Origin of the sequence: Chitinophaga tropicalis (assembly GCF_009758205.1) — a bacterium.
Lineage (GTDB): Bacteria > Bacteroidota > Bacteroidia > Chitinophagales > Chitinophagaceae > Chitinophaga > Chitinophaga tropicalis.
On sequence record NZ_WRXN01000006.1, the window covers coordinates 305,016 to 328,853 of the forward strand.

General features: G+C 45.3%; 21 protein-coding genes. 11 read left to right on the forward strand and 10 right to left on the reverse strand.

Features of this window, described 5'->3' with window-relative positions; translation table 11 throughout:
* Positions 1 to 11 precede the first annotated feature (11 nt).
* The 5 genes from GO493_RS15885 (at position 12) to GO493_RS15905 (ending at position 6,167) form a co-directional block, all read left to right on the forward strand.
* Complete coding sequence (locus GO493_RS15885; protein WP_157307189.1) at positions 12 to 1,175, forward strand: 3-dehydroquinate synthase; 1,164 nt, start codon at positions 12 to 14, stop codon at positions 1,173 to 1,175.
* The gene (eboE, locus tag GO493_RS15890; protein ID WP_157307190.1) at positions 1,162 to 2,376 is read left to right on the forward strand and encodes a metabolite traffic protein EboE; all 1,215 of its coding nucleotides are present in this window, start codon (positions 1,162 to 1,164) and stop codon (positions 2,374 to 2,376) included. Before GO493_RS15885 ends, eboE begins: the two co-directional genes overlap by 14 nt.
* 48 nt (positions 2,377 to 2,424) lie before the next feature.
* Complete coding sequence (locus GO493_RS15895) at positions 2,425 to 3,792, forward strand: alkaline phosphatase family protein (RefSeq protein WP_157307191.1); 1,368 nt, start codon at positions 2,425 to 2,427, stop codon at positions 3,790 to 3,792.
* Between the two features lie 190 nt (positions 3,793 to 3,982).
* Entirely contained in the window at positions 3,983 to 5,014 is a 1,032-nt protein-coding gene (locus GO493_RS15900) for a DUF6340 family protein (RefSeq protein WP_157307192.1), read from the forward strand.
* Positions 5,015 to 5,381: 367 nt separating this feature from the next.
* Positions 5,382 to 6,167: a sulfite exporter TauE/SafE family protein gene (locus tag GO493_RS15905; protein WP_157307193.1), complete on the forward strand. Its 786-nt coding sequence runs from the start codon at positions 5,382 to 5,384 to the stop codon at positions 6,165 to 6,167.
* Between the two features lie 106 nt (positions 6,168 to 6,273).
* On the opposite strand, the gene GO493_RS15910 is transcribed toward GO493_RS15905, so the two are convergent.
* From GO493_RS15910 to GO493_RS15920, 3 genes are all read right to left on the reverse strand, one after another.
* Positions 6,274 to 6,627, reverse strand: a complete 354-nt coding sequence (locus GO493_RS15910) for an MmcQ/YjbR family DNA-binding protein (RefSeq protein WP_157307194.1) — start codon at positions 6,625 to 6,627, stop codon at positions 6,274 to 6,276.
* A gap of 348 nt (positions 6,628 to 6,975) precedes the next feature.
* Positions 6,976 to 8,745 carry a DUF885 domain-containing protein gene (locus tag GO493_RS15915; protein WP_157307195.1) on the reverse strand — a complete coding sequence of 590 codons (1,770 nt, stop codon included), beginning with the start codon at positions 8,743 to 8,745 and terminating at the stop codon, positions 6,976 to 6,978.
* 290 nt (positions 8,746 to 9,035) lie between these two features.
* Positions 9,036 to 10,367 carry a 3-keto-disaccharide hydrolase gene (locus GO493_RS15920; protein ID WP_232538866.1) on the reverse strand — a complete coding sequence of 444 codons (1,332 nt, stop codon included), beginning with the start codon at positions 10,365 to 10,367 and terminating at the stop codon, positions 9,036 to 9,038.
* A 282-nt stretch (positions 10,368 to 10,649) separates the two neighbouring features.
* On the opposite strand from GO493_RS15920, the gene GO493_RS15925 reads away from it, so the two are divergent.
* Together GO493_RS15925 and GO493_RS15930 are read left to right on the forward strand one after the other, a co-directional pair.
* Positions 10,650 to 13,646, forward strand: coding sequence for a SusC/RagA family TonB-linked outer membrane protein (locus GO493_RS15925; protein ID WP_157307197.1), 2,997 nt, complete (start codon positions 10,650 to 10,652; stop codon positions 13,644 to 13,646).
* Between the two features lie 19 nt (positions 13,647 to 13,665).
* Positions 13,666 to 15,276 carry a RagB/SusD family nutrient uptake outer membrane protein gene (locus tag GO493_RS15930; protein ID WP_157307198.1) on the forward strand — a complete coding sequence of 537 codons (1,611 nt, stop codon included), beginning with the start codon at positions 13,666 to 13,668 and terminating at the stop codon, positions 15,274 to 15,276.
* 73 nt (positions 15,277 to 15,349) lie between these two features.
* Here GO493_RS15930 and GO493_RS15935 read toward each other — a convergent pair whose 3' ends face one another.
* Both GO493_RS15935 and GO493_RS15940 read right to left on the reverse strand, forming a co-directional pair.
* Positions 15,350 to 15,643: a HigA family addiction module antitoxin gene (locus GO493_RS15935; RefSeq protein WP_157307199.1), complete on the reverse strand. Its 294-nt coding sequence runs from the start codon at positions 15,641 to 15,643 to the stop codon at positions 15,350 to 15,352.
* A gap of 24 nt (positions 15,644 to 15,667) precedes the next feature.
* Positions 15,668 to 15,952, reverse strand: a complete 285-nt coding sequence (locus GO493_RS15940; protein WP_157307200.1) for a type II toxin-antitoxin system RelE/ParE family toxin — start codon at positions 15,950 to 15,952, stop codon at positions 15,668 to 15,670.
* A 122-nt stretch (positions 15,953 to 16,074) separates the two neighbouring features.
* On the opposite strand from GO493_RS15940, the gene GO493_RS15945 reads away from it, so the two are divergent.
* From GO493_RS15945 to scpB, 4 genes are all read left to right on the forward strand, one after another.
* Positions 16,075 to 16,656 carry a DJ-1/PfpI family protein gene (locus GO493_RS15945; RefSeq protein WP_157307201.1) on the forward strand — a complete coding sequence of 194 codons (582 nt, stop codon included), beginning with the start codon at positions 16,075 to 16,077 and terminating at the stop codon, positions 16,654 to 16,656.
* A gap of 59 nt (positions 16,657 to 16,715) precedes the next feature.
* Entirely contained in the window at positions 16,716 to 17,627 is a 912-nt protein-coding gene (locus tag GO493_RS15950; protein WP_198315731.1) for a WG repeat-containing protein, read from the forward strand.
* A 129-nt stretch (positions 17,628 to 17,756) separates the two neighbouring features.
* Positions 17,757 to 18,641 carry an ATP synthase F1 subunit gamma gene (atpG, locus tag GO493_RS15955; RefSeq protein ID WP_157307203.1) on the forward strand — a complete coding sequence of 295 codons (885 nt, stop codon included), beginning with the start codon at positions 17,757 to 17,759 and terminating at the stop codon, positions 18,639 to 18,641.
* A gap of 125 nt (positions 18,642 to 18,766) precedes the next feature.
* Positions 18,767 to 19,741, forward strand: coding sequence for an SMC-Scp complex subunit ScpB (gene scpB / locus GO493_RS15960; RefSeq protein WP_157307204.1), 975 nt, complete (start codon positions 18,767 to 18,769; stop codon positions 19,739 to 19,741).
* A 48-nt stretch (positions 19,742 to 19,789) separates the two neighbouring features.
* Here scpB and GO493_RS15965 read toward each other — a convergent pair whose 3' ends face one another.
* From GO493_RS15965 to GO493_RS15985, 5 genes are all read right to left on the reverse strand, one after another.
* Entirely contained in the window at positions 19,790 to 20,617 is an 828-nt protein-coding gene (locus GO493_RS15965) for a purine-nucleoside phosphorylase (protein ID WP_157307205.1), read from the reverse strand.
* Positions 20,617 to 21,219 (reverse strand): 3-keto-disaccharide hydrolase, encoded by a 603-nt coding sequence (locus GO493_RS15970; RefSeq protein WP_157307206.1) that lies wholly within the window; start codon positions 21,217 to 21,219, stop codon positions 20,617 to 20,619. Before GO493_RS15970 ends, GO493_RS15965 begins: the two co-directional genes overlap by 1 nt.
* Positions 21,220 to 21,315: 96 nt before the next feature.
* Positions 21,316 to 22,881, reverse strand: a complete 1,566-nt coding sequence (rny, locus tag GO493_RS15975; protein ID WP_157307207.1) for a ribonuclease Y — start codon at positions 22,879 to 22,881, stop codon at positions 21,316 to 21,318.
* 308 nt (positions 22,882 to 23,189) lie between these two features.
* Positions 23,190 to 23,483 carry a cell division protein ZapA gene (locus tag GO493_RS15980; protein ID WP_157307208.1) on the reverse strand — a complete coding sequence of 98 codons (294 nt, stop codon included), beginning with the start codon at positions 23,481 to 23,483 and terminating at the stop codon, positions 23,190 to 23,192.
* 19 nt (positions 23,484 to 23,502) lie between these two features.
* The gene (locus GO493_RS15985; protein ID WP_157307209.1) at positions 23,503 to 23,811 is read right to left on the reverse strand and encodes a hypothetical protein; all 309 of its coding nucleotides are present in this window, start codon (positions 23,809 to 23,811) and stop codon (positions 23,503 to 23,505) included.
* Between the last annotated feature and the right edge of the window lie 27 nt (positions 23,812 to 23,838).

The window sequence follows — 23,838 nt, forward strand, 5'->3', positions numbered from 1 at the left end:
CTAAAATTCCAATGCAGAGTATACAACAATCATTCAAAGTAGATTTTTCTTATAAGGTTTTTTTTACCCGATATCTCTTTAGTCCGGATAACCATGTCTTCAGGGATTACCTGCTATCACAGGCCTCTGGAGCACTTATTAAGAAGCTGTTATTTGTAGTGGACGATGGCGTAGCAGCCAGTCACCCGCAACTCATTTCACAGATCTCAGCTTACCTGCAGCATATTACATCATTTGATCTGGCTGGAGATGTGATACTGGTGCCTGGTGGAGAAGCCTGCAAAAATGACCAGGCTTTATTCTACAGCCTGGTAGATAAAATAGATGAGCAGCGAATAGACAGGCACTCCTTCCTTGTAGCAATTGGCGGCGGCGCCGTACTGGACCTTGCAGGAATGGTAGCCGCAGTATCTCACAGAGGCGTACGCCACATCAGGATACCTACAACGGTATTATCTCAGAACGATTCCGGAGTAGGAGTGAAGAACGGGATCAACTACAAAGGGAAGAAGAACTTCCTCGGCACATTCGCTCCGCCGGCAGCTGTATTTAACGACATACACTTTCTGACCACCCTGCAGCCGGAAGATTGGCGTGCAGGAATATCTGAAGCGGTAAAGGTAGCATTGATCCGGGATGCGGCATTCTTTGAATGGCTGGAAGAACATGCAGACGTACTGGTAAATGGTGACCTGCCCCTCATGCAGGAACTGGTATACCGTTGCGCTGCATTACACGTAGCACATATAGGTGGTGGAGGAGATCCTTTTGAAAGCGGTTCTTCCCGCCCGCTGGACTTTGGCCACTGGAGCGCACACAAGCTGGAACAACTGACAGGATTTGTACTGAGGCATGGTGAAGCGGTATCTGTTGGTATTGCACTTGACAGCGTATATACCTCATTGTTAGGATGGATAGATGAAACTGTAGCCTGGCGTATTGTACGTTTATTACACCGCTTCCGGTTACCCGTATATCATCCTTTACTGGAAGAACAGCAGGGCACGCCATCTCCCGTATTGAAAGGATTGCAGGAATTCCGGGAGCACCTGGGCGGAAGACTTACTATCTGCCTGCTTAAAAAAATAGGACAGGGAGCAGAAGTGCATGAAATAGATGAAACGTTACTGAACAAGGCCGTGGAACTATTAAAAGAGAATTATGCAACTAAGTGATAAGAGTTATCTGACCTACTGTACGAATATTCATCCGGGAGAAAGCTGGAACGCTCATTTCAAACAGTTGCAGCAATATATCCCCTCGGTAAAAGCGCAGGTATCGCCAGACAAACCGTTTGGCATCGGCTTACGCTTATCTGATACCGCGAGCCTGGAATTAAGCAAGGAAACTGCTTTGAATGAATTCAGGCAGTGGCTGAAAGAAAAAAATTGCTACGTGTTTACCATGAACGGCTTCCCTTACGGAGGCTTCCATCATACAGTAGTAAAAGATCACGTACATACACCCGACTGGACAACCGCAGAAAGAGTAGCATATACCATCCGGCTTTTCCGTATCCTGGCAGCATTACTGCCGGAAGGCATGGAAGGAGGCATATCCACCTCTCCCTTATCCTATAAGCTATGGCATGTACGTTGTGAATCAGAAAGACAGGCGGTAATGGAAACAGCTACCCTCCGGTTGCTCACAGTACTGGAACAGCTGGTCAGCATTCATCGCAGTGGAGGGCCGCTCATGCACCTGGATATAGAGCCGGAACCGGACGGTATGATGGAGAACACACAGGAATTCCTCGACTGGTACCTGGGATACCTGTTACCATTAGCTACTCCGCACCTGCAGGATAAATTTGGACTGAGTGAAGAAGCCGCAGCCGAGAACGTTAAAACACATATCCGTCTGTGTTATGACGTGTGTCATTTTGCACTGGTATATGAATCTCCCGCAGCAGTATTAAGACGTCTTGAAGAACATAACCTGAAAATAGGCAAGCTGCAGATCAGCGCCGCATTAAAAGCCCTGCTGCCAGCTGCTCCCGCTGAAAGAGCTCCATTGATCAATGCCTTCAGGGAGTTTAATGAGCCTACCTACCTGCACCAGGTCATTGCCCGCAAAGCAGGCAGCTTCGTACATTATCCCGATCTGCCGCAGGCACTGGAAGATGCAGATAATCCTACAGTAGAAGAATGGCGTTCTCATTTTCACGTGCCGGTATTTGTAGACAGCTACGGAGTACTCTCTTCTACTCAGTCAGACATTAAAGAGGTTTTACGTTTACAACACCGGCAGGCCTTTACACAACATCTTGAAGTAGAGACCTATACATGGGATGTATTGCCTGCCGAACTAAAGGCGCCGATAGACCAGTCAATATCCCGTGAGTTGAGCTGGGTATTGCAACAGTTGGATTTATGAAACAGGAAGTATAGCTTTATCCTGGATTTTTTCTAACGGTGAGTTATCATGAAAAAGACAGTAGTTATTGACGTAGTTGGGCTTTCTTCCTCCCTTATAGGGGAGCATACACCCTTTTTGCAGGATTATGTAAAGCGGCATCATTTATCAACCATTACACCAATGGTGCCCGCAGTTACCACAGCTGTACAAAGCACTTACGTAACAGGGAAATGGCCCGCAGAACATGGAATAGTAGGCAACGGCTGGTATGACAGGCAGGATGCGGAAGTGAAGTTCTGGAAACAATCCAACAAACTGGTAGAATCTCCCAAAATATGGGAAAAGGCGAAGAAACTGGACCCGTCCTTCACCTGTTCCAAAATGTTCTGGTGGTATAATATGTACTCTACCGCCGACTATTCCGTTACTCCCCGTCCAAATTATCTCTCCGACGGCAGAAAGATGCCGGATTGTTATTCACATCCTGCTTCGCTCAGAGACCATCTGCAAAAGGAACTGGGTACATTCCCCCTCTTCAACTTCTGGGGGCCTACTGCCAATATAAGATCTACACAGTGGATAGCAGACGCGTCCATGATCACAGATAACCTTTATGATCCTACGCTGACACTTATTTACCTTCCTCACCTCGACTACTGCCTGCAGAAATTCGGACAGGATATTCCCCGTATCAGTAAAGAGCTGGGAGAAGTAGATACGGTATGTAAACAGCTGGTAGAGCATTATGAAAAGAAAGGTTGCGAGGTCATCATTCTCTCTGAATACGGTATTACTGATGTGAATAATCCCATCCATCTGAACCGCAGGTTCAGAGAAGAAGGTTTGTTGCAGATCAGGGAAGAACGTGGACTGGAGCTGCTGGATGCAGGCGCTTCAAAAGCATTTGTTGTCGCAGATCACCAGGTAGCGCACATATATGTCAATGATCCTTCCTGTTATAAAAAAGTACGCAGTATAGCCGAGAATACCCCTGGCGTACAGCTGGTACTTGACCGGGAAGGTAAACGGCAACATCATCTGCATCATGCCCGTAGCGGAGAATTAGTGCTGGTGGCAGACGCCAATAGCTGGTTCACTTACTATTACTGGCTGGATGATGCCAAAGCGCCCGATTTTGCACGTTTAGTGGACATACACCGCAAACCTGGGTATGACCCTGTCGAAATGTTCATGAACCCGGCAGACCCGCTTATCAAGCTGAAAGCAGGATTTAAACTGTTAAAGAAGAAACTGGGCTTCCGGTACCTGATGAATGTCATACCACTGGATGCAACGCTGATAAAAGGATCGCACGGGAGAATTTCTGAAAGAACAGAATATCACCCGGTACTGATATCTGGAAACTCCGGCACAGCGAAGCAGTTACAGGCAACAGATGTGTATGAAGTGATATGGAATGCAATGATGAAATAAATAACGATTTTAAAGTTTTAGCTGTCTCAAAAAAGCTTTTGCCTATGGCAAAAGCTTTTTTTTTGCACCGTTTTCCCCCTGTTGTTAAATATTTATGTATAATAATATATTTTACTATCTTTCCTGAAAATACTGTCAGCATTTTCGTGGACAATAAATAGAAAACTAATACGGGGCAAATCACCTATCTATGAAAAAACTATTTTCAGTAATCCTGATCGCATACGCGTTATCTTCCTGTAGTTCAACAAACCTGGTGTATATAAGCGTCTTACAACCAGCGCCTGTAACAATACCTTCAGACATTAAGAATGTAGGCATTATTAACAGAAGTATCCCGTCTGATAAGAATAGGGCACTTGACATAGTGGATAAGGTGTTATCTGTTGAAGGAGACAGTCTTGATATCCTGGCTTCCCGTGAAAGCATTAATGGACTGGCAAATGAGCTGGTGAAAAGCAACAGGTTTACGAATGTTGCAGCGTTGAACAGTATTGATCTGAAATCAAATGTACCGGGACAGTTCTCCGCACCATTATCCTGGGATATTGTGGATAAGATATGCCGGGAGAAAAAGATGGACGCACTTTTTGTGCTGGAGCTCTTTGATACAGACTCAAAGATAAGTTATGCTGCAGTGCCGGTTTCCTTGAAAACACCGCTGGGCAATGTTCCGGGGATTGAACATCATGCCAATATGCTCACCATTATTAAGACTGGCTGGAGGATCTATGATCCGGCAAATAGGGTGCTGCTGGATGAATATCCTTTAACAAGAGAGCTCACGCTTTCAGGAAAAGGTATAAATCCTGTAGCTGCTGCCGGGGCTATCATTAACAGGAAGGAAGCGTTGAAGGATGTAAGCAGCAGGGCAGGAGAGGAATATGCGCACAGATTGATACCCTATTGGATCAGGGTTACAAGAGATTACTATGTCAAAGGAACTGACAATTTTAAAATAGGAAAACGTAAAGCCCAGACCGGCAACTGGAATGGGGCAGCAGAATTGTGGAAGAAAGAAACTACTTCTTCCAGCAGCAAAATAGCAGGAAGGGCCTGCTATAATATGGCCATTATCTGTGAAATAAACGGCGATCTGGACCTTGCCATACAATGGGCACAGAAATCATACGAGAACTATGGTAACCGCCTGGCTTTACGCTATGTTAATATCCTGAAGAACAGGAAAGTGAATGACAATGTATTAAAATCCCAGCAGTAAATAACTTTGAGTTGGCTTCATAAAAAAGCGTTTGCCTGATAAAGGCAAACGCTTTTTTACTGGATAAATAACCCTCATATTACTTCTCTTAACTGAAATAATCGATAGCATAGATTTACTAGACTTTGTAGGCTTATTGCCCTGTAACCCTGCACTGCTTTAACTATAACATATGGTTATCAGCCATAACTTTTAGTAATAACACAAGCCCAGCCTAATTTTTGCCGGGATTCTGCAACGCTGTACTTTTGAACTGTCCTCCGTAAGAACATCGATGTAACAACAAAGGATACCTGTAATTAAACCGACCGATCTGACATGCCAGCTCACCTCTGACATTGTTATCTATTTGCTGAAGGAAGTATTTATGCTCACATTACTACAACAAACTGATTACCTGGCCATATTGTTTATAGGCCTTATCGTTGGCTATCTTTCCGGCTTGCTGGGAAAGGGCGGAAGTGCAATCAGCACACCAGCCTTACAGATATTTGCCGGCATTAACCCATTTTATGCGTTAGCTTCTCCCTTACCTGCAGCTATAACCAGTACCCTTTCTGCCACAACAGTATATAGCAGGGAAAAACTGTTTAACAGGCGGGTCATCATGACGGGCGCACTGGCAGGTATACCAGCTACTATCCTGGGTGCTTATGTAAGCAGCTATCTGAAAGGAGAAACGCTGATGATATTTACCGCATTGTTTATTGTTACTATTGGCATTTCGCTCTTATACTCTTTCATAAAGAAAAAGCATGATATAGCAGAACATACGGTAGAAGCTGTAGATAATAACGGTTTGCTGATCATGGCTTCACTTGGTATAGGTTTGTTGTCAGGACTACTGGCTAATGCCGGTGGTATTTTGTTCAGTTCATTCTTTATCAAGCGTTTGAAGATGCCTATCAAACAGGCGTTAGCATGTTCTATTGTACTCTCTGCATTACTTTCAGTGCCCGGCGCATTGGCGCATTGGTGGCTGGGGCATATAGACTGGCTGATAGCATTCCTGCTGGCATTGACAGCTATTCCATCTTCCTACCTGGGTGCAAAGACAGCGGTAAAAATGAAATCACCTGTATTGGAGAAGCTCTTTGCCTGTACTCTTATCCTCTTTGGTATCTACGATATTATCTATACACTCTGGAAATAAAAAATGACTCCCTCCGGGAGCCATTATAATTTTAGTTCGGATAAACGCTGCCAGGCGCTATACGCAGAACTTCCGGGTATACAGTATCAGGCATAAGCCATGATCGCTACTTCACTCTTTCTTTCAGAATATGTTCCTGTTCTTCCGGAGGCAGTGTATTAACTACAAGATCATATGCATTTTGTAACAGTGACTGCAGCTCGGGTATTGGTAAGGTATCCAGCTGCTTGATCTGCACCCAATGATAACGGGCCAGGTAAGGAGCAGGAACAATGCCTGGTTGTGAAATAAGGCGATGAAAGTCCTCAAGGCGGCATTTCAGTGACACCTGGTGAGGTGGGTTCTTGCATATCATGCAAAACAGTTTCTCTCCGACAAAAAAGCGAAGATCTTCATCCCACTTTTCTTCCTTCGTAACTGAAGGAAATGCGAGGCAGTAATTAAGGGTCATGTCAAACATAATACTGGCAGCTTAAAGAGTTAAAAAATATTTTGCATGGAGTTTATAAAAGCCAAAAAACAATAAGAATGGTCAAAGGCCGTTGCTGAGTCCTTAGTGTTGTAAAATTGTATAGCAGTATGAATGTGGTAACTACCCTAAGACCTTGATGGTTATCCCTGATATCTAAAAATATTCCCACTATAAATTTAAGTATCTTTTCCCAAAGCGGGCGTATATTTTTCTGTTAATAATTTGAAACTGAAAACCATAAAAATGGCCCACAGTGCACCATTTTACACTTATTATTCAGATAGAATAAATGAATAATATATTGGTGGCTGTGGGCCTAATCTATTTTAAAAAAAGCTATTTAAATCTTCTGGCCATTTTCTCTTCTAACACACTCAGAGGAACACAGCCGTCTTTCAGCAGTTCATCATGAAAGTCTTTGATACTGAAGCTACTACCTTTCTGCTGACTGTATCTGGCCCGTAACTCCCGTATCTTCAGCTCGCCTATCTTATAGGAAAGCGCCTGGCCCGGAATAGCCATATAACGCTCAATTTCAGCCACAGCTTCAGCTTCACTGAGGGGCTCGTTATCCATCATATATTTAATGGCCTGTTCACGGGTCCACCCTTTATAGTGCATACCAACATCCACCACCAGGCGGATAGCGCGGTGGATCTCATCAGACAGGTGCCCGAAGTAACTGTAAGGGTTGGTGTACAATCCCAGGTCTTTACCCAGGCTCTCACAGTAGAGAGCGTAACCTTCCCCATAAGAGCCTACCCACGTAAAGCGGCGGAATTTAGGCAGGGAATCATTCTCCTGCTGGATAGAGATCTGGAAGTGATGGCCCGGGATGGCTTCATGAAGGAAAAGACATTCCATACCGGTATAATTAAAAGTACGCGCATCCAGGATAGGTACGTAGAAGATGCCGGGACGGGTACCATCAGCACTACCCTGCATATATTCAGCGCTGGCAGACGCCGCACGGAATGCCTCAGTTTGCCTTACCTCGAATTTTGTTTTCGGCAGATGGCCATACAGCTGCCTCACCGCCGGCATTATCTTTTGCTCTATAGCTCTGAAAGAGTCCAGTACCTGCACCGGTGTACTGAATATCCTGAACTGCTTGTCTGTCCGGATGAACTCAAAGAAAGCAGGCAGGTCTCCTTTGAAACCAACATTGGCTTTCACGGTTTCCATTTCCATACGGATACGCGCCACTTCTTTTTCGCCGGTAGCAAAGATCTCATCAGGCGTCAGGTTGGTGGTGGTCCAGTACCTGATCAGGTAGGAATACCATTCCTTACCGTTAGGCAAGCTGCTGTAGCCGCTTGTAGTACGGGCTTTTGCCAGGTATTCATTTTTAAAGAAATCATGCAGTTTGCTGTAAGAAGAGAGTACGTACTGCTCAATAGTAGCTGCGTATTCTGTGCTGAGTGCTTTTTTAGCTGCACTGTCCAGCTCCTGTGGCAATGTTTTTAGTGGGGCGTAGAATATATTCCCCGTGTCTTTTTGAGAAAGATCTGCCAACTGGGGAATGACCTTCAGTACCAGTGCTTTTGGCAGTACATAGCCTGTCGCAATACCCCTTTTCATGTTGGCAATGGCTGTATCACTCCACTCAGCAAAGCTTTTCATCCTTTTCATGAACTTTTCATAATCAGCCTTGTTTTTAAATGGCTGAGCTCCCGTACCGGAACCATATTGAGGCAATGTGAGCGTAAGACCCCAGAACTGCTGGATAGGCATCAGATGGTCAGGAAAGCGGAGGCCTTCTTTTGCGATGGCAAGCTCTCTTGAAAGCATGGAATAGCTGATCAGGTCGTTAGCATCCAGGGAAGATGTATCAATTCCCTGTAACGCAGCCTGATACCTGGTAAGATGACTGTCCAGCCGGGCCCTGAAATTTTCGCTGATATCTATCTGTAGCTCTCCGTCCAGCTCATGTTCTCCGTTCACGGTTGCTTCCAGTGGGAACAACTTCATCTTGTCATCATAATAGCGCTGAACCAGGGAATGCAGGGAATCCGCGTCATTCTTTCCGGCCTGTTTGCCTTGCTGTGTACAGGCCGCTGCCAGCAGTATGACTGCCAGCAAAAAATAGTGGGTTTTTTTGAACATGATTAGATTATGTTGATCAGATTAATGATAAAAACTCAGATTGATATACTATGTAAAGCTAAATCACTCTCAAACCATCCCTGTATAAAGCTGACAAACATTAAATATAAAAAAAAACACTCCGAAGAATCGGAATGTTTTATATAGAACAGTGAACAATGAAAACTCTTTAATTGGTTGATAATGATGCGGATACCGCATTTTTTCAAAATTTATCAACTCATCTGCTTCAGCGAGCCAAGGCAGACCGGATGCAAAATTACTTCAATTAACAAAGTAAACTTGTTAACCTAATTTAAATTTTTGATTTTTATGCTACGAAATGATACAGTATTCCCATGATCCTGTAACAGAATATGTCCTTCGGGCCACTGGCCAAAGTTATTCCAATTTTTATATTTACTGATAGCCACCAGGTCCTTAAATTCCTTGGAACCCCTTTCGTACTCCAGCATTTTAAACCCGTTAAGCCAATGCTCAACATGATTATTCGGATATACGACAACCCTGCCATGGTTCCATTCACCTATCTTCTTGATAGCCTGTTTGTTATCCTTACGGGTGATCAGGTCGTACAGGGATGACAGTGTTCTGTTACCATCACGGCCCAGTTTGGCATCAGGATGACGTTCGTCGTCCAATACCTGGTATTCCAGCCCTATGGCCGACTTCCCTTTCGTATCGTAGTCTTCTTTTACAAAATATTTAACACCACTGTTGGCTCCTTCTGTCAGTTTGAAATCAAACTCCAGTTCAAAAGCGCCATATTCTTTAGTGGTAACAATGTCGCCGCCGGAACCCATTTCATCACCGTTTGACTGATGAATGGTAAGCTCGCCATTCTCAATACCCCATCCTTTATCAGGGAACTTATCCTGGTTTACACGACGCCATCCGTTGCTTGTCTTACCGTCCCATAACAATGAGAAGCCATTCTTCTTTTCTTGTGCAGAAATATCATTTGGCAACTCATTAACAACGTAAATGTTATCATATGGAGTATACTGGGAAGGTGCAGGATTTTCTATGATCCTGATATTACGCCAGTGTATCTGTTTACCCTTATCGTCCGCTTTATAAATAGCATGTACCTGCAAGGCAATGAACCCTTTCAGGGTCATATTATCTATCAGGTGTGCTGCAGGCACGCCGTTTACCCATGTACGGATCTCAGCGCCACGGCACTCAATACGATATTTATTCCATCCTTCCTTTTTAAAAGCAGTTTTCGCTGCGGGGTTAAGCTCCAGCGGATACAACCATCCACGGCGGGCCTCATCATAAATGCCCCCGCTCCAGGCGCGGTCACTCGGGTCCACTTCCATCTGGTAGCCATGCACCCGCCCATTATTATAGTCAGGCTTGCTTTCACTGCGGAACTGTATCCCGTAGTTCATCGCTGCATCCAGCTTCAGCTCAAGTTCAAGGATGAAATCACCATAGTCTTTTTCGGTGGCAAGGAAAGAATTAGGACTGCCGGTTACGGAGGTACCTGTAATTACTCCGTCTTTTGCCTCATAAATGGCTGTTCCGTTGACCTGTTTCCAACCGTTTAGATTTTTGCCGTTAAAAAGTGTTTGCCACTGCACCTTTTTTTGTTGCCCCAGAGCAAAGCTGCTCATAAGTATGGCACTGCATACTAATAACGTGTTTTTCATAACCATAGACCAAAAGTACTCTTAAAAGTAATTAATGATAAGAACTTCTACAACCGATTGCATGGTTAAATGTGATGAACGGTTTTTTTTCATGTTGATTTTATGCAATCGTTTGCAATTTATAACTAATCTGCTTAACTTGTACTACCCCGTCCCCTGAAAACACGTTAGGAAAACCTGGAAAAACAACCAAAACCCGGATCCTTCAGGGCGATGCATTCTGTTACTTTTTTTAAAATTCTACGTATGAACTACACGTTATTGAAAGTGGTGACGACCTTATTCTGTCTCCTGTGCTGGAGTGGAGCCCTCCTCGCACAACAAACCTTCACTGTTACCGGAGGGATCAAGGCCCCTGATGGCACACCTATTATAGGAGCCACAGTATCGGTCAAAGGAAAGAAAATAGGAACAGTTTCTGATGCCACCGGTACCTACAAGCTGAAAGTACCGGGCGATGCCATCCTGGTAATCTCGTTCATCGGCTACCTGCCAAAGGAAATTCCTGTTAACAACCGGACCACCGTTGATGTTCAGCTATCTGACGACCAGAAAAAACTGGATGAGGTCGTAGTAGTAGGATACGGTCAGCAGAAGAAAAAAGATGTGACCGGTTCCATTTCTTCCATCAGCAGCAAGTCCATTATGGAAGTGCCGGTTACCAATGCCCAGCAGGCGCTGCAGGGACGTACTCCCGGTATTGATGTTCTGAACAACAGTAATAAGCCGGGCGATGAGCCCAGGGTGAGAGTGAGAGGTACCCGCTCCTTATCCGCCGGCAACGATCCGTTGTATGTTGTGGATGGAATACCTTTTGCAGGTACCCTCAACGATATTAACCCACAGGACATCTCCTCCATGGATGTCTTAAAAGATGCCTCCGCCACCGCCATCTATGGCTCCCGCGGAGCTAACGGCGTAGTGCTGGTCACCACCCGCAAAGGAAAAATGGGCCCGCCGGAAGTAACCTACAACGGCATGTACGGATTTGTAAACACACTGGGCCGTACAGATATGATGGACAGCGACCAGTACCTGGCCATGAAAAGGGAAGCCAACAGGGCGTCCGGATTGTATGATGATAATAACCCGGAAGCCTCAGACGCTAAGATCTTCAATGCCACCGAACTGGCTAATATTAAAAAAGGGATAAACACTGACTGGCAGAAACTAATGCTGGACCAGGGATGGCAAACCCGCCATTCACTCGGGGTAAGCGGGGGAACAGAAAATACTAAATACGCTGTAACCGGCGGTTACTTCAAAGATCAGGGGGTATTAAAACTACAGAGCTACGAACGTTATAACCTGCATGTCAGTATTGATCAGAAAATTGGCAAACGTATACAGGTAGGAGCATCCACACTGGCTACCTACAGCATGCGTAAAGGAGGCACCTATAACGGGATGACCGCCTCACTGAAAATGCTGCCTATCGCTGCTCCCTACGATGATAATGGTAAACTGATCACCTACCCTACAGGCGATAACCAGCAACCTAATCCGCTATTGGATTATGTAGATGGGAATCGTGTCGAAAGACTGAGCCACCTGCGTTTCTTTAATAGCCTGTATGGAGAGGTAACTATCCTCGACGGACTAAAATACAGGTTGAACCTGGGTACAGACGTTATGCAGAATAACTATGGCCTTTTCCAGGGAAAGAAAAACACAGACCTGCTGATAGGTGGTGGCGATGCCACTGCCCGCAAGGAAGGACAGTTTGTATGGGCATATACAGTTGAGCACCTGCTTACTTACAATAAGACCTTCAACAGGAAACATAATGTCAACTTCACCGGTCTTTATAGTGTGCAACGTCAGCGGGAAGATACTTCCACTGCGGCAGTAAGAGGTATACCGGTAGAATGGCAGGAATATTATAACCTTGGCCAGGCGGCAAACGTAACAGGAATTGGAAGCCAGTTGGGTACCTGGACTATCCTTTCCTATATGGGACGCGTCAACTACGGATATGATGACCGCTATCTGCTCACACTCACATTACGTGCAGACGGTTCTTCCCGCTTTGCATCAGGACATAAATGGGGATATTTCCCTTCAGTGGCTGTAGGTTGGAATATCACCAGCGAAGAATTTATGAAAGGCGCCGGCGGAGTAGAGCTCCTGAAACTGCGTGGTAGTTATGGCCGTATCGGTAACACCGGTATTCCTCCATATGCCACACAGGGATCGCTGGGGCGTTATCCTTATTCATTCGGTAATAAAGGCGTTACTGGTTTCCAGCCTACTTTACTGCGTAACCCCGATCTGACCTGGGAAACGACCGCTTCTACCAACATTGGCCTGGACTTCAGTTTCCTGAAAGGCAGGATCTCCGGTACCATAGATCTCTATAAACAGAAAACCACAGATCTGCTGTTACAGCGCTTCCTGCCATATAGCAATGGTGTGGATTATGTGCTGGAAAACACGGGTACCACACAGAACAAGGGGCTTGAAGTCGGCTTGTCTACAGTTAACATTGAAACGAAGAGCGGGTTCCGCTGGTCAATGGATGTGAACATGTTCCTGAACCGGGAAAAGATCCTTGCCCTGGGAGAAGGAAAAACTCAGGATGTAGGTAATGGCTGGTTTGTAGGTCAGCCTACTTATGTATACTATGATTATAAGAAAGTAGGTATCTGGCAGGATGAAACTGCTGCTCAGGTATATAAACAACATCAGGGAGAGATACAGCTGGCCGATGTGAATGGAGACAAGCTGCTGAACGATAAAGACCGCGTGATACTGGGTACTCCGCAGCCTAAATGGTCCGGAGGTATGACGCAGCGTTTTGCTTTCAAAGGTCTGGACTTGGCTGTGGTGGCTTTTGCACGTATGGGTAGTAAAGTAAAGAGCGATTTCTATTCTACTTATAATACCCTGTATGGCCGTTATAACAACCTGGATGTCAGCTACTGGACGCCGGATAATCATACGAACGATTTCCCCCGTCCAAATGCTAACCAGGAACGCCCCAATAACTATAATACACTGAGTTATTTTGATGGTTCCTTCTTCAAGATCCGAAATATCACTTTAGGCTATTCCATGCCTGACCGTATAATGAAACGCTGGCAGATGCAGGCTTTACGGTTCTCTGTAGATGTGAAGCAACCGCTGATCCTTGCGCCCTACCGGCAGAAATATAAAGGGATAGATCCTGAAGATGTAAATACCATCGGTGTTGATGCTCCTGCTACATGGATGCTGCAGTTTGGTGTAAATGCTACTTTCTAATTATCAAAAAAGAACGATCATGAAAAATATATTGTGGGGCCTGTGCCTTTGTTTATGCGTGGTTGCAGGTTGTAATAAAATGCTGGATGAAGAAGTAGTATCTTCGGTAACAGACGACTTCTATAACACTCCTGCCGGTTTTCAGACCGCCGTGAATGGCAGCTATTCAGCATTACGCAGTTTTTACAGTACAGAACGTGGTATGACAGTGACAGTATTTGGTACTGATACTTATACCAATGGTTCGGATGGCGACTTTAAATTCGCGAATCAATACACTTCCCAGCTGGATGCCCGTTATATCCATCTGAGGGATATATGGAATAATTTCTACCAGACCATCAACACCTGTAACGCTGTACAGGAAAGGGCTGATCTGGTACCCGAGCTGGATAGTGCGGTAAAGCGTTCTGGCATAGCACAGGCGCGTTTCTGCAGGGCTAATTATTATTTTATCCTGTTGCAGTTGTTTGGCCCTGTTCCATTAAGACTGCAGGAAAATAAAGAGATCCTTACAGAAGCACATCGTGACCCTGTTGCAGATATCTATAATTCTATCATTGCAGATCTGAATTATGCGGTGCAGGTATTACCTGTTACACAAACGGAATGGGGACGTGCCACCAAACCTGCAGCAGAGCATCTGCTGGCAAGAGTGTACCTGACCCGCGCTACTTCTGAGGTTGCCGGTGCATCAGATTATGATAGTGCCGCGACTTATGCTTCAAAGCTGATCTCTGCTTATGGCTTTCAGTTATTGCCTGATGTTGGACAGGTATGGGCACAGGGTAAAGAAAATAACCAGGAAACCATCTTTGCTGTGCAGTATACTACTGATGCGCTGTACAACTCAACAGATAATAATGCCTGCCGTTTCTTCCTCATGCAGTATGACATACTGGGTATGAAACGTGATCTGGCTAATGGTACGCCTTGGAAACGCTTCCGCCCTACACGCTTCCTGCTGGATACGCTCTATAAGGAAAGAGTACATGACACCCGCTATGATAAATTCTTTACTACCACCTGGTATGCCAATGACCCTGCAGGCAAGATCCCTGTTGGCGATACTATTGTGTATATGCCGGGATATGATGTATCAGATGCGGTGATCAAAAGCAAGACCTACCTCATGGTACCTCCGCGTAACTACACAGAAAGATTGTATCCTTCCCTCAACAAATTTGCAGACGCCCTGCGTCCAGATAACCAGGCTTCCGGTGTACGTCCGTTCATTGCTTACCGCCTGGCGGAAGACTACCTGATTGCTGCAGAAGCATTGATGTATAAAGGTGATAAAGCTACTGCTGTCAGCTATATCAACACGCTGCGTACACGTGCTGCCAGAGTAGGTGCTACAGAAGGAGAAACAACTGCACATAAAGACGCTATGAAGATCACAGAAGACCAGTTAAACATCGATTTCATCCTGGATGAACGCGGACGCGAACTGGTAGGAGAGCAGATGCGATGGTTTGACCTGGTACGCACACACAAACTCCTTGAACGTGTAAGATTACATAACCCGCAGGGAGGGCCTAATATTGAAGAGAAACATACACTAAGGCCTATTCCGCAAGACCAGATAGACAGGACAAGTAATGAGTTCCCGCAGAATAAAGGATATTGATTTATTTAAAACAGCAACGCTTTCACGCACGTGAAAGCGTTGCTGTTTTAATGCCATTTCAGGATGAAACGTTTTATATCTGCGCACTATATGCTTTAAGATTTAGTTTTTCAATTTTAGGGCGCAATTGTTCCAGGTCATAAGCAACCTGCATATTCATCCATATCTCGGCCGTGCCACCAAAGACTTTACTTATTCTAAGGCTCATTTCCGGTGAAATATCTGCACGGCCATTAAGTACGTTGGATAACGCAGGGCGCGTGACTTTCAACATAGCGGCTGCTTCAGTAACAGTTAATCCATATTCGTTGATCACGTTATCCCTTAATACAAGACCTGGGTGCGGATAGGGCATTTTGCGATTCATATGCTTCAATTTTCAAAGTAATACTTAATGATAATCTACAAAATCTACATCGTAAGCGTCACCGTCTTCAAACCTGAAGATTATTCTCCAGTTGCCTGAAACAGTTAAACTCCAGAACCCTTTCAGGTTTCCTTTCAATGGATGAATTTTCCAACCAATGAATGCAGCGAAATCCTGAGGAACAACATCAGCCAGATCAAGCACTGCTAACATGTGTCCTATTTTGCTGGCCCATTCTGTTGGGAGTCTGCTGCAATCGTTCTTCTCCCAGAATAGTTTTAATCCTTTGTTTTTTAGGTTTCGTATCATTCTCGAATTTTTTCATAACATTCCGGGGTGTATAGTGTAAAGTTACAGTTTACAGATTCTTCTTCCAAATTTGCTTTCAAATTCACTAACTTACACTATCACCCTAAAAAAATTAATCCCATATGGCACAGCAAAAAATACTCTTCCTCACAGGAGATTACGCAGAAGATTATGAGACAATGGTTCCTTTCCAGATGCTGCAGATGATAGGTCATACCGTCCACGCAGTTTGCCCTGATAAGAACGCAGGAGATAAGATCATTACAGCTATTCATGATTTTGAAGGAGACCAGACCTACAGTGAAAAACGCGGGCACTACTTTGTACTGAACGCATCTTTTTCCGACGTACAGGCTAACACGTATGATGCACTTGTTATTGTAGGAGGAAGAGCCCCGGAATACCTGAGACTGAATGGTAAAGTGATAGAGATCGTAAAACATTTTGCTGCAACAGGTAAGCCCATAGCAGCTGTTTGTCATGGCATCCAGGTACTGACAGCTGCAGATGTGGTGCGCGGTAAAAGACTAACGGCTTATCCTGCCGTCGGGCCGGAAGTATCCCTGGCAGGAGGGCATTATGAAGCGGTAAATGTATACGAAGCCGTGACAGACGGTAACCTGGTAACCGCTCCCGCCTGGCCGGCCCACCCTCAATGGATAGCCGCTTTTCTGAAAGTATTAGGCACGAAGATAGAATTGTAAGGTTCTGCCATATCTAAATGCCTGATTTTTTGTTATTTTTGGTAGCACAATTGCTACCTATGAAAAAGTATCATCTCTTCCTATGCCTGCTGTTCCCTGCATTTGCAGGCAAAGCTCAGACAAGTGATAACCTGGTAAAGATTTCCAGGGACGGAAAATACGGTTTCAGTAATGCTGCCGGTCAGGAGGTTATTGCCCCTGTTTACGACTCGGCCGGCGATTTCAGGTATGGTGCAGCGCCTGTCAGACAGAAAGGCAGATTCGGTTTTGTATTCGCCAACGGGAAGAAGTCGTCCCTGAAGTATGATTCAGTATGGATCAGAAAAGGGACCTACGATCATCAGCCGTTGTTGCTGACACTGCTGAAAGGAAAGAAAGGCCTGCTGGACAGTACAGGAAAAGAGATCATCAAACCCATGTATGAAGACCTGCGGGACAACAAGGAAGGATATACCCTGGTAGTGCTGAACGGACAATACGGCCTGGTGAATGCTAAAGGGAAAATGGTGCTGAAACCTGTCTATGATAACGTCGGGCTGGTAGCAAATGATAATACAGTAGTATATCTTGACGGAAAATGCGGCAGGGTAGACCTGGTAAAAGGTAAAGTGCTGATGACGCCCTATGAGAAAGTGGGCGCGTTCATAGAAGGGCTGGCCTGGGTACGGCAGGATAAAAAATACGGATTTATCAATACAAAGGGAGAATTGGTCATACCTATCGTGTACGACTGGGCCGGTAATTTTAACGAAGGACTGGCAGCTGCCGCCTCCGGAGGCAAATATGGGTTCATTGACAGGAACAACCAGGTGGTTATCCCTCAGAAATATGACCAGTCGTTTGTATACAAAGACGGTAAAGGGATGGTCAGGCTGAACGGACAGATCGGATATGTGGATAGGTCCGGAAAAGAGACCTGGCTGCAGAACACGCAGGTGCTGGAATCATCTGTGCCTATCCGCAGGAACTGATACCACCCGCGAGCAAACAGAACTGATAATTCCATCCTTAATAAAAAGAAATTCTTTACCTTTGCAGCCAAATTCAAAAGGCTCAGAAGGCCTTATTATCATACAAAAATCAGTAATACATAAAACATTATGTCCGGTCAGCTTAAAGAAGTTCGCAACCGAATAAAATCTACACAGTCCAACCTGCAGATCACAAAAGCCATGAAAATGGTAAGTGCTGCCAAGCTGCGTCGTGCACAGGATGCTATCTTGCTGATGCGTCCTTACGCCCTGAAACTGCAAGAGATGTTACAGAACATCGTATCAAGCAGCGAAGGAAGCATTGAGTTGAAACTGGCCGCTCAGCGTCCGGTGGAAAAGGTACTGATCGTAGTTATTACGTCGGACAGGGGCTTATGTGGCGCTTACAACTCGAACCTGATCAAACTGGCTAAACAGGTGATCCGCGAGAAGTACGAAGAGCAGTTTGCCAAAGGCCATGTTGAGATCCTGCCTATCGGCAAGAAAGGTTACGAGCATTTCTCCAAAACCGGTTATAAACTGAACGATACATTCTGGCACCTGTTTGCCCATCTTGATTTCGATCATGTAAAACAGGCCGCTGCTTTTGCAATGGAAGGTTTTATAAATGGCACCTATGATGCAGTAGATATCATTTATAGTGAGTTCAAAAACGCTGCTACCCAGCGTTTTGTAACTGAACAATTCCTGCCGGTAGCAAGAGTGGAGAATACAGATTCCAAAGCAGCCCGCGCAGACTTCATCTTCGAACCGGAGAAGAATACCCTGATCGCAGAGCTGATGCCTAAGATCCTCAACACCCAGCTGTACAAAGCTATGCTGGATGCCAATGCTTCTGAACATGGCGCCCGTATGACAGCAATGGATAAAGCTACAGAGAACGCTAACGAGCTCCTGCGTAGCTACAAGATCTCTTACAACCGTGCCCGTCAGGCCGCAATTACAACAGAACTGACTGAGATCGTGAGCGGTGCAGCTGCCCTGGAAGGTTGATCTTAGCAACTTATACACATCGAATTAACATCAGAATATTTTGATTTCTTCATAAAGGTCAAAGGCTGTATTTTCGGCCTTTGACTTTTTTGTTTGGCATTAATACTGCTACTGAAAACCGGATAATGGAAATTTCACAGATCATACCGCACGTAGAATCATTGATTTTTGCAGCAGACAGACCTCTGCCTCTGCTGGAAATAATGGACCTGTTAAATAATGCCCTGGCATTCCTGGAAGACAGGGCTACACTGGAGCAGGTAGAGACTGCCCTGGAAGCTATCCGGGAAAAGTACAGCTCTGAATTCTATGCTTTTGAAGTAAGGGAAAGCGGCGGTGGTTTCCAGTTCCTCACCAAAAAAGAATATTACCAGACAGTTGCACAGCTGAACGGGGAGAAATTCCTGAAACGTCTTTCCACCGCTGCACTGGAAACACTGGCTATTGTTGCCTATAAACAACCTATTTCCAAAGGGGAAATTGAACATATCCGCGGGGTAAGTACAGATTACTCCATTCAGAAACTGCTTGAAAAAGAACTTATTGTTATTTCCGGGCGTAGTGAAGTATTACCCGGAAAACCTTTATTATATTCAACATCAAAAGCTTTTATGGATTACTTTGGATTAAACTCGCCCAAAGACCTGCCTAAGCTGAAAGAAGTATTCGATGATGAAGGTATACAGCCTACACTCATGACCGGCCTCGAAGCAGGTAGCGGTAATGACGATGAGAACCTCAGCATGGTAGTATCTGAAAATGGCGAACTCGTAGAAAAGGAAGGCATGCCCGAACTGAACGAACATGCTGCTATACAGGAAGAAATACTGCCTGTGATAGAAGAAGAATTACCGGTAACAGAGGAAGAAACTCCGGAAATAGAGGCCTCAGCCGGCCCTGGAGACGAAGATGAGGACGATGACGAGGATGAAGATGAAGATGCCGGTTTTGATGATGAAGACGATGATGACGACGAAGACGATGAGGAAATTGATGACGATGGTGTAGACCAGGAATATGACGAAGAAGATGCCGGATTTGAAGACGATGAAGAAGACGAAGATGATGAAGAGAAAGACGAAGACGATGACAAAAAATAAAATTAAAAAGGCTCAATAGTACAAACTACTACTGAGCCTTTTTAGTTTTTACAACTGGCTTATCACTGTAGCAAAAATATCACTCAGTGTAATATCCGCAGTTCCCGCCACCGCTATGATCTCTTCAATAGACACTGGATGCAGGTTATCCGGATCACATTCATCTGTAATTACAGAAACCGCCGCACAGGGTAACTGCAGCTGATTAGCCACAATCACCTCCGGCACTGTGCTCATCCCCACAATATCAGCTCCGATAGTACGCAGAAAGCGGTATTCCGCCCTTGTTTCCAGGTTAGGCCCTGTAACAGCTGCATACACACCGTCGGTAAATAACTGATGCCCCAGGTTACCCGCTGCATCCAGCAGCAGCTTACCCAGCTCAGGATTGTAAGGACGGCTCATATCCGGAAACCGTGGACCAAAAACCGAAGAATTAAGGCCACGAAGCGGGTTTTCTGTTTGCAGGTTAATATGATCGTCCAACAGTACAATGCTGCCTTTTTTGTAGGCAGCATTGATGCCGCCGGCCGCATTGCTCAGCAACAGATGACTGATGCCCAGTGCTTTCATGACACGGATAGGGAAGGTGATCTGCTGCATGGTATATCCTTCATAATAATGAAAACGTCCCTGCATGGCAATAACCGGTGTATTGGCAATCGTGCCATAGATCAGCTGCCCTTTGTGCGATTCTACTGTTGACAGCGGAAAATGAGGGATCTCATTATAAGGAATGCTTTTGTAGATCTTTATATGATTGACAAGCTGGCCCAGACCAGTACCCAGCACAATACCTACGCGGGCTTTGTCAAAATCGAATTCCCTGAGAGCGGAAACGGCAGCGTCGATCTGCTGTTGTAACGGATGCGTCATTATTTGAGTGCTTTGATTTGAATATTTTTCCATCTTACCTTGATGCCTCCGCCGGAATGTATCTGCAACGCTATTTGTCCGTTGGCGGCGCCTATCTTCTCATCTGTAAGCTTGATCATTTCATGCCCGTTGAGGTAAGTAACTACCTCATTCCCTTTTACCCATACCTTCATCTTATTCCATTCTCCTTCTTTCAGGTATTGTTCCTTATCTGCTTCAGGCTTTATCAGCCATCCGCGGCCGTAGGATTCATAGATGCCGCCGGTGGAATGTCCTTTAGGCGCAACTTCCGCCTGCCAGCCGGTGATCTTTGTACCTTCTATGGAAGAGTGAAAGAAGACACCGCTGTTCCCATCGGCTTCCTGTTTAAATTCCAGTGTCAGCTCAAAATCCTTGAACTGCTGATCTGTTCCCAGGTAGCCATATTCCTTGTCGGGACCACTTTCACATACCAGGGTGCCATTTTCAACATACCATTTTTCAGTACCGTAGATCTTCCAGCCATCGAGATTTTTACCGTTAAAGAGAGACTGGGCCTTTTGTGCAAACGTGAAAGTGCTACAGATGATCAGCCCTGTAGCCAGCAGGATGAGTTTTTTCATTGAGACCAGGTTTTTTAGGCTAAAAAGGTAAAAATTTAAAATTAAAAAAGGCGCCTCATTTTGAACAAGGCGCCTTTAAGTAGTATGAACGTCAGTTTACCTGGCTACATTTACCGCACGTTTTTCACGGATAACGGTTACTTTGATCTGACCAGGATACTGCATTTCTGTCTGTATCTTGTTAGCGATCTCGAAAGAGAGACGGTCTGCATCGTTGTCAGTTACTTTATCACTTTCAACGATTACACGCAGTTCACGTCCTGCCTGGATAGCGTAAGCTTTCTCCACACCGTCGTGTGCCAGTGCCAGGTTTTCGAGGTCTTTTATACGCTGCAGGTAGCTCTGCATGATCTCACGGCGTGCGCCGGGACGTGCGCCGCTGATGGCGTCACATGCCTGAACGATAGGGGAGATCACGTATTGCATTTCCATTTCATCGTGGTGAGCGCCGATCGCGTTTACAACTGCTGCGTGCTCACCATATTTTTCAGCCAGTTTGGCCCCGAGCAGGGCGTGGCTCAGTTCAGTTTCTTCGTCAGGTACTTTACCAATGTCATGCAGCAGACCGGCGCGTTTTGCCAGTTTGGGGTTCAGACCCAGCTCAGCTGCCATTACAGCACAAAGGTTAGCGGTTTCTTTAGAGTGCATCAGCAGGTTCTGACCGTAGGAAGAGCGGAAACGCATTTTACCTACCAGGCGAACCAGTTCTTTATGCAGGCCATGGATACCCAGTTCTATCACAGTCCTTTCACCTATGTCCATTACCTGTTCTTCCAGTTGTTTCTTGGTCTTTTCAACTACTTCCTCAATACGGGCAGGGTGGATACGGCCATCCTGTACCAGGCGCTGCAGGGACAGACGGGCAATCTCACGGCGCAGAGGGTCAAAAGAGGAAAGTACAATTGCTTCAGGGGTATCGTCAACGATCAGGTCAACACCGGTAGCCGCTTCAATAGCGCGGATGTTACGACCCTCACGGCCAATGATCTGGCCTTTGATCTCGTCACTCTCCAGGTTGAATACGGTGATGGCGTTCTCGATGGTCTGCTCTGCCGCAGTACGCTGGATGGACTGTATGATGATCTTTTTCGCTTCTTTGTTCGCTTTCAGCTTGGCATCCTCGATAATTTCCTGGATATGTGCCAGCGCCTGGGAACGGGCTTCCTCTTTCAGGCTTTCTATCAGCTGGTGGCGCGCCTCTTCAGCTGTCAGCGCCGCTACTTTCTCAAGGCGGCGAATATGTTCTTCCTGGTGTTTTTCCAGTTCTGTACGTTTAACAGCTACAAGTTCCATCTGACGGGTCAGGTTATCCTTGATAGCTTCGTTTTCCTGGATCTGTTTCTGGAGATTTTCTGTTTTCTGGTTCAGGCTCTGCTCTTTCTGCTTGATACGGTTCTCTGAGTCTGCTATTTTCTGATTACGCTGTAAAACTTCTTTCTCATGCTCACTTTTCAACTGCAGGAATTTCTCTTTTGCTTCCAGTAACCTGTCTTTTTTCAGGTTCTCAGCACTGAGCTGTGCTTCTGTTACTATTTTCTGGGCCTGTAACTCAGCTTCCTGGATTTTATGTTGTGTGTTTTTGGCAAAAATCACTTTCCCTAGTAAAATACCTATGATCAATGCCACTATCGCGGCTATTGTCGTCATTAAAGTAACGTCCATTACAAAATTTTTAAACTTGATTTATGTTGCATTCATGGCCACATCCCGTTCCGTGGAAAGGTAGAGGGTTAGAACTTGATTCGCGAAAATACAAAAAAGAACGTGCGAAACGACGGGCCAAAGTCCGGATATGCAGATGTATGGAAGGTTACAGGTTGCTCCTGTGTTTAGCAGGTGTATAAAGCATTGATATAGCGGTTGATATAAAGCATACAATTTTCAATACATTACTAGCTGCTATTCTACTTTTTTAAAATATTTTCAGTTTCCTTTTATCCTTACATCTTTCCGGGAAATTGTCCCTCCGGTCATTTGAGTGAATTGTCCAGCAGTGCTTCCAGGTGCTGTAACTTTTCCTCAAGGAACGGCGCCAGACCGGCCTGTACCTTACCACCACTGGTAACAGGGTGGGTAGCGTACATGATAAGGACCATGGCAATATAATCCTGCAGGTCCTTGCCGGCGTAGGCGGTTTTAAATTCAATGATCTTTTCGTTCACTTCCTTCATGGTACGCCTCACTTCTTCTTCCTCTTCCGGCTTTATCTTAATGCGGTAGGACCTGTCGGCCACTACAATATTAATGGGGATCAGTGGTTCCATGTTGGTTTGTTTAAATTAACTAGCTGTTCAACAAGGCAATGCAGCGGTCAATCTCTTTGATATAATCATTGATCTTGTTACGCATTTCCTTTTTAAATTCCTCATCATCCTCTTTGTTCGTAGCTGGACCCTGTGTAGCACCTGCAATTCTTGCCAGGTGTAACTTGTTCTCCAGCGCCGCGATCGTTTCCTGCTGCGCAGCCAGTGTCTCGTCCTGCGATTGCAATTGCTCTTTCAGCAATACATTTTCTGCCTGCACCTGCTGTAACTTTTTCAGCAACAGGTGCAGTTTATCATCTATTCTTTGTATGTATTGCTCCAACGCCATATTATACTGTAACTATGCTCCTCCGGT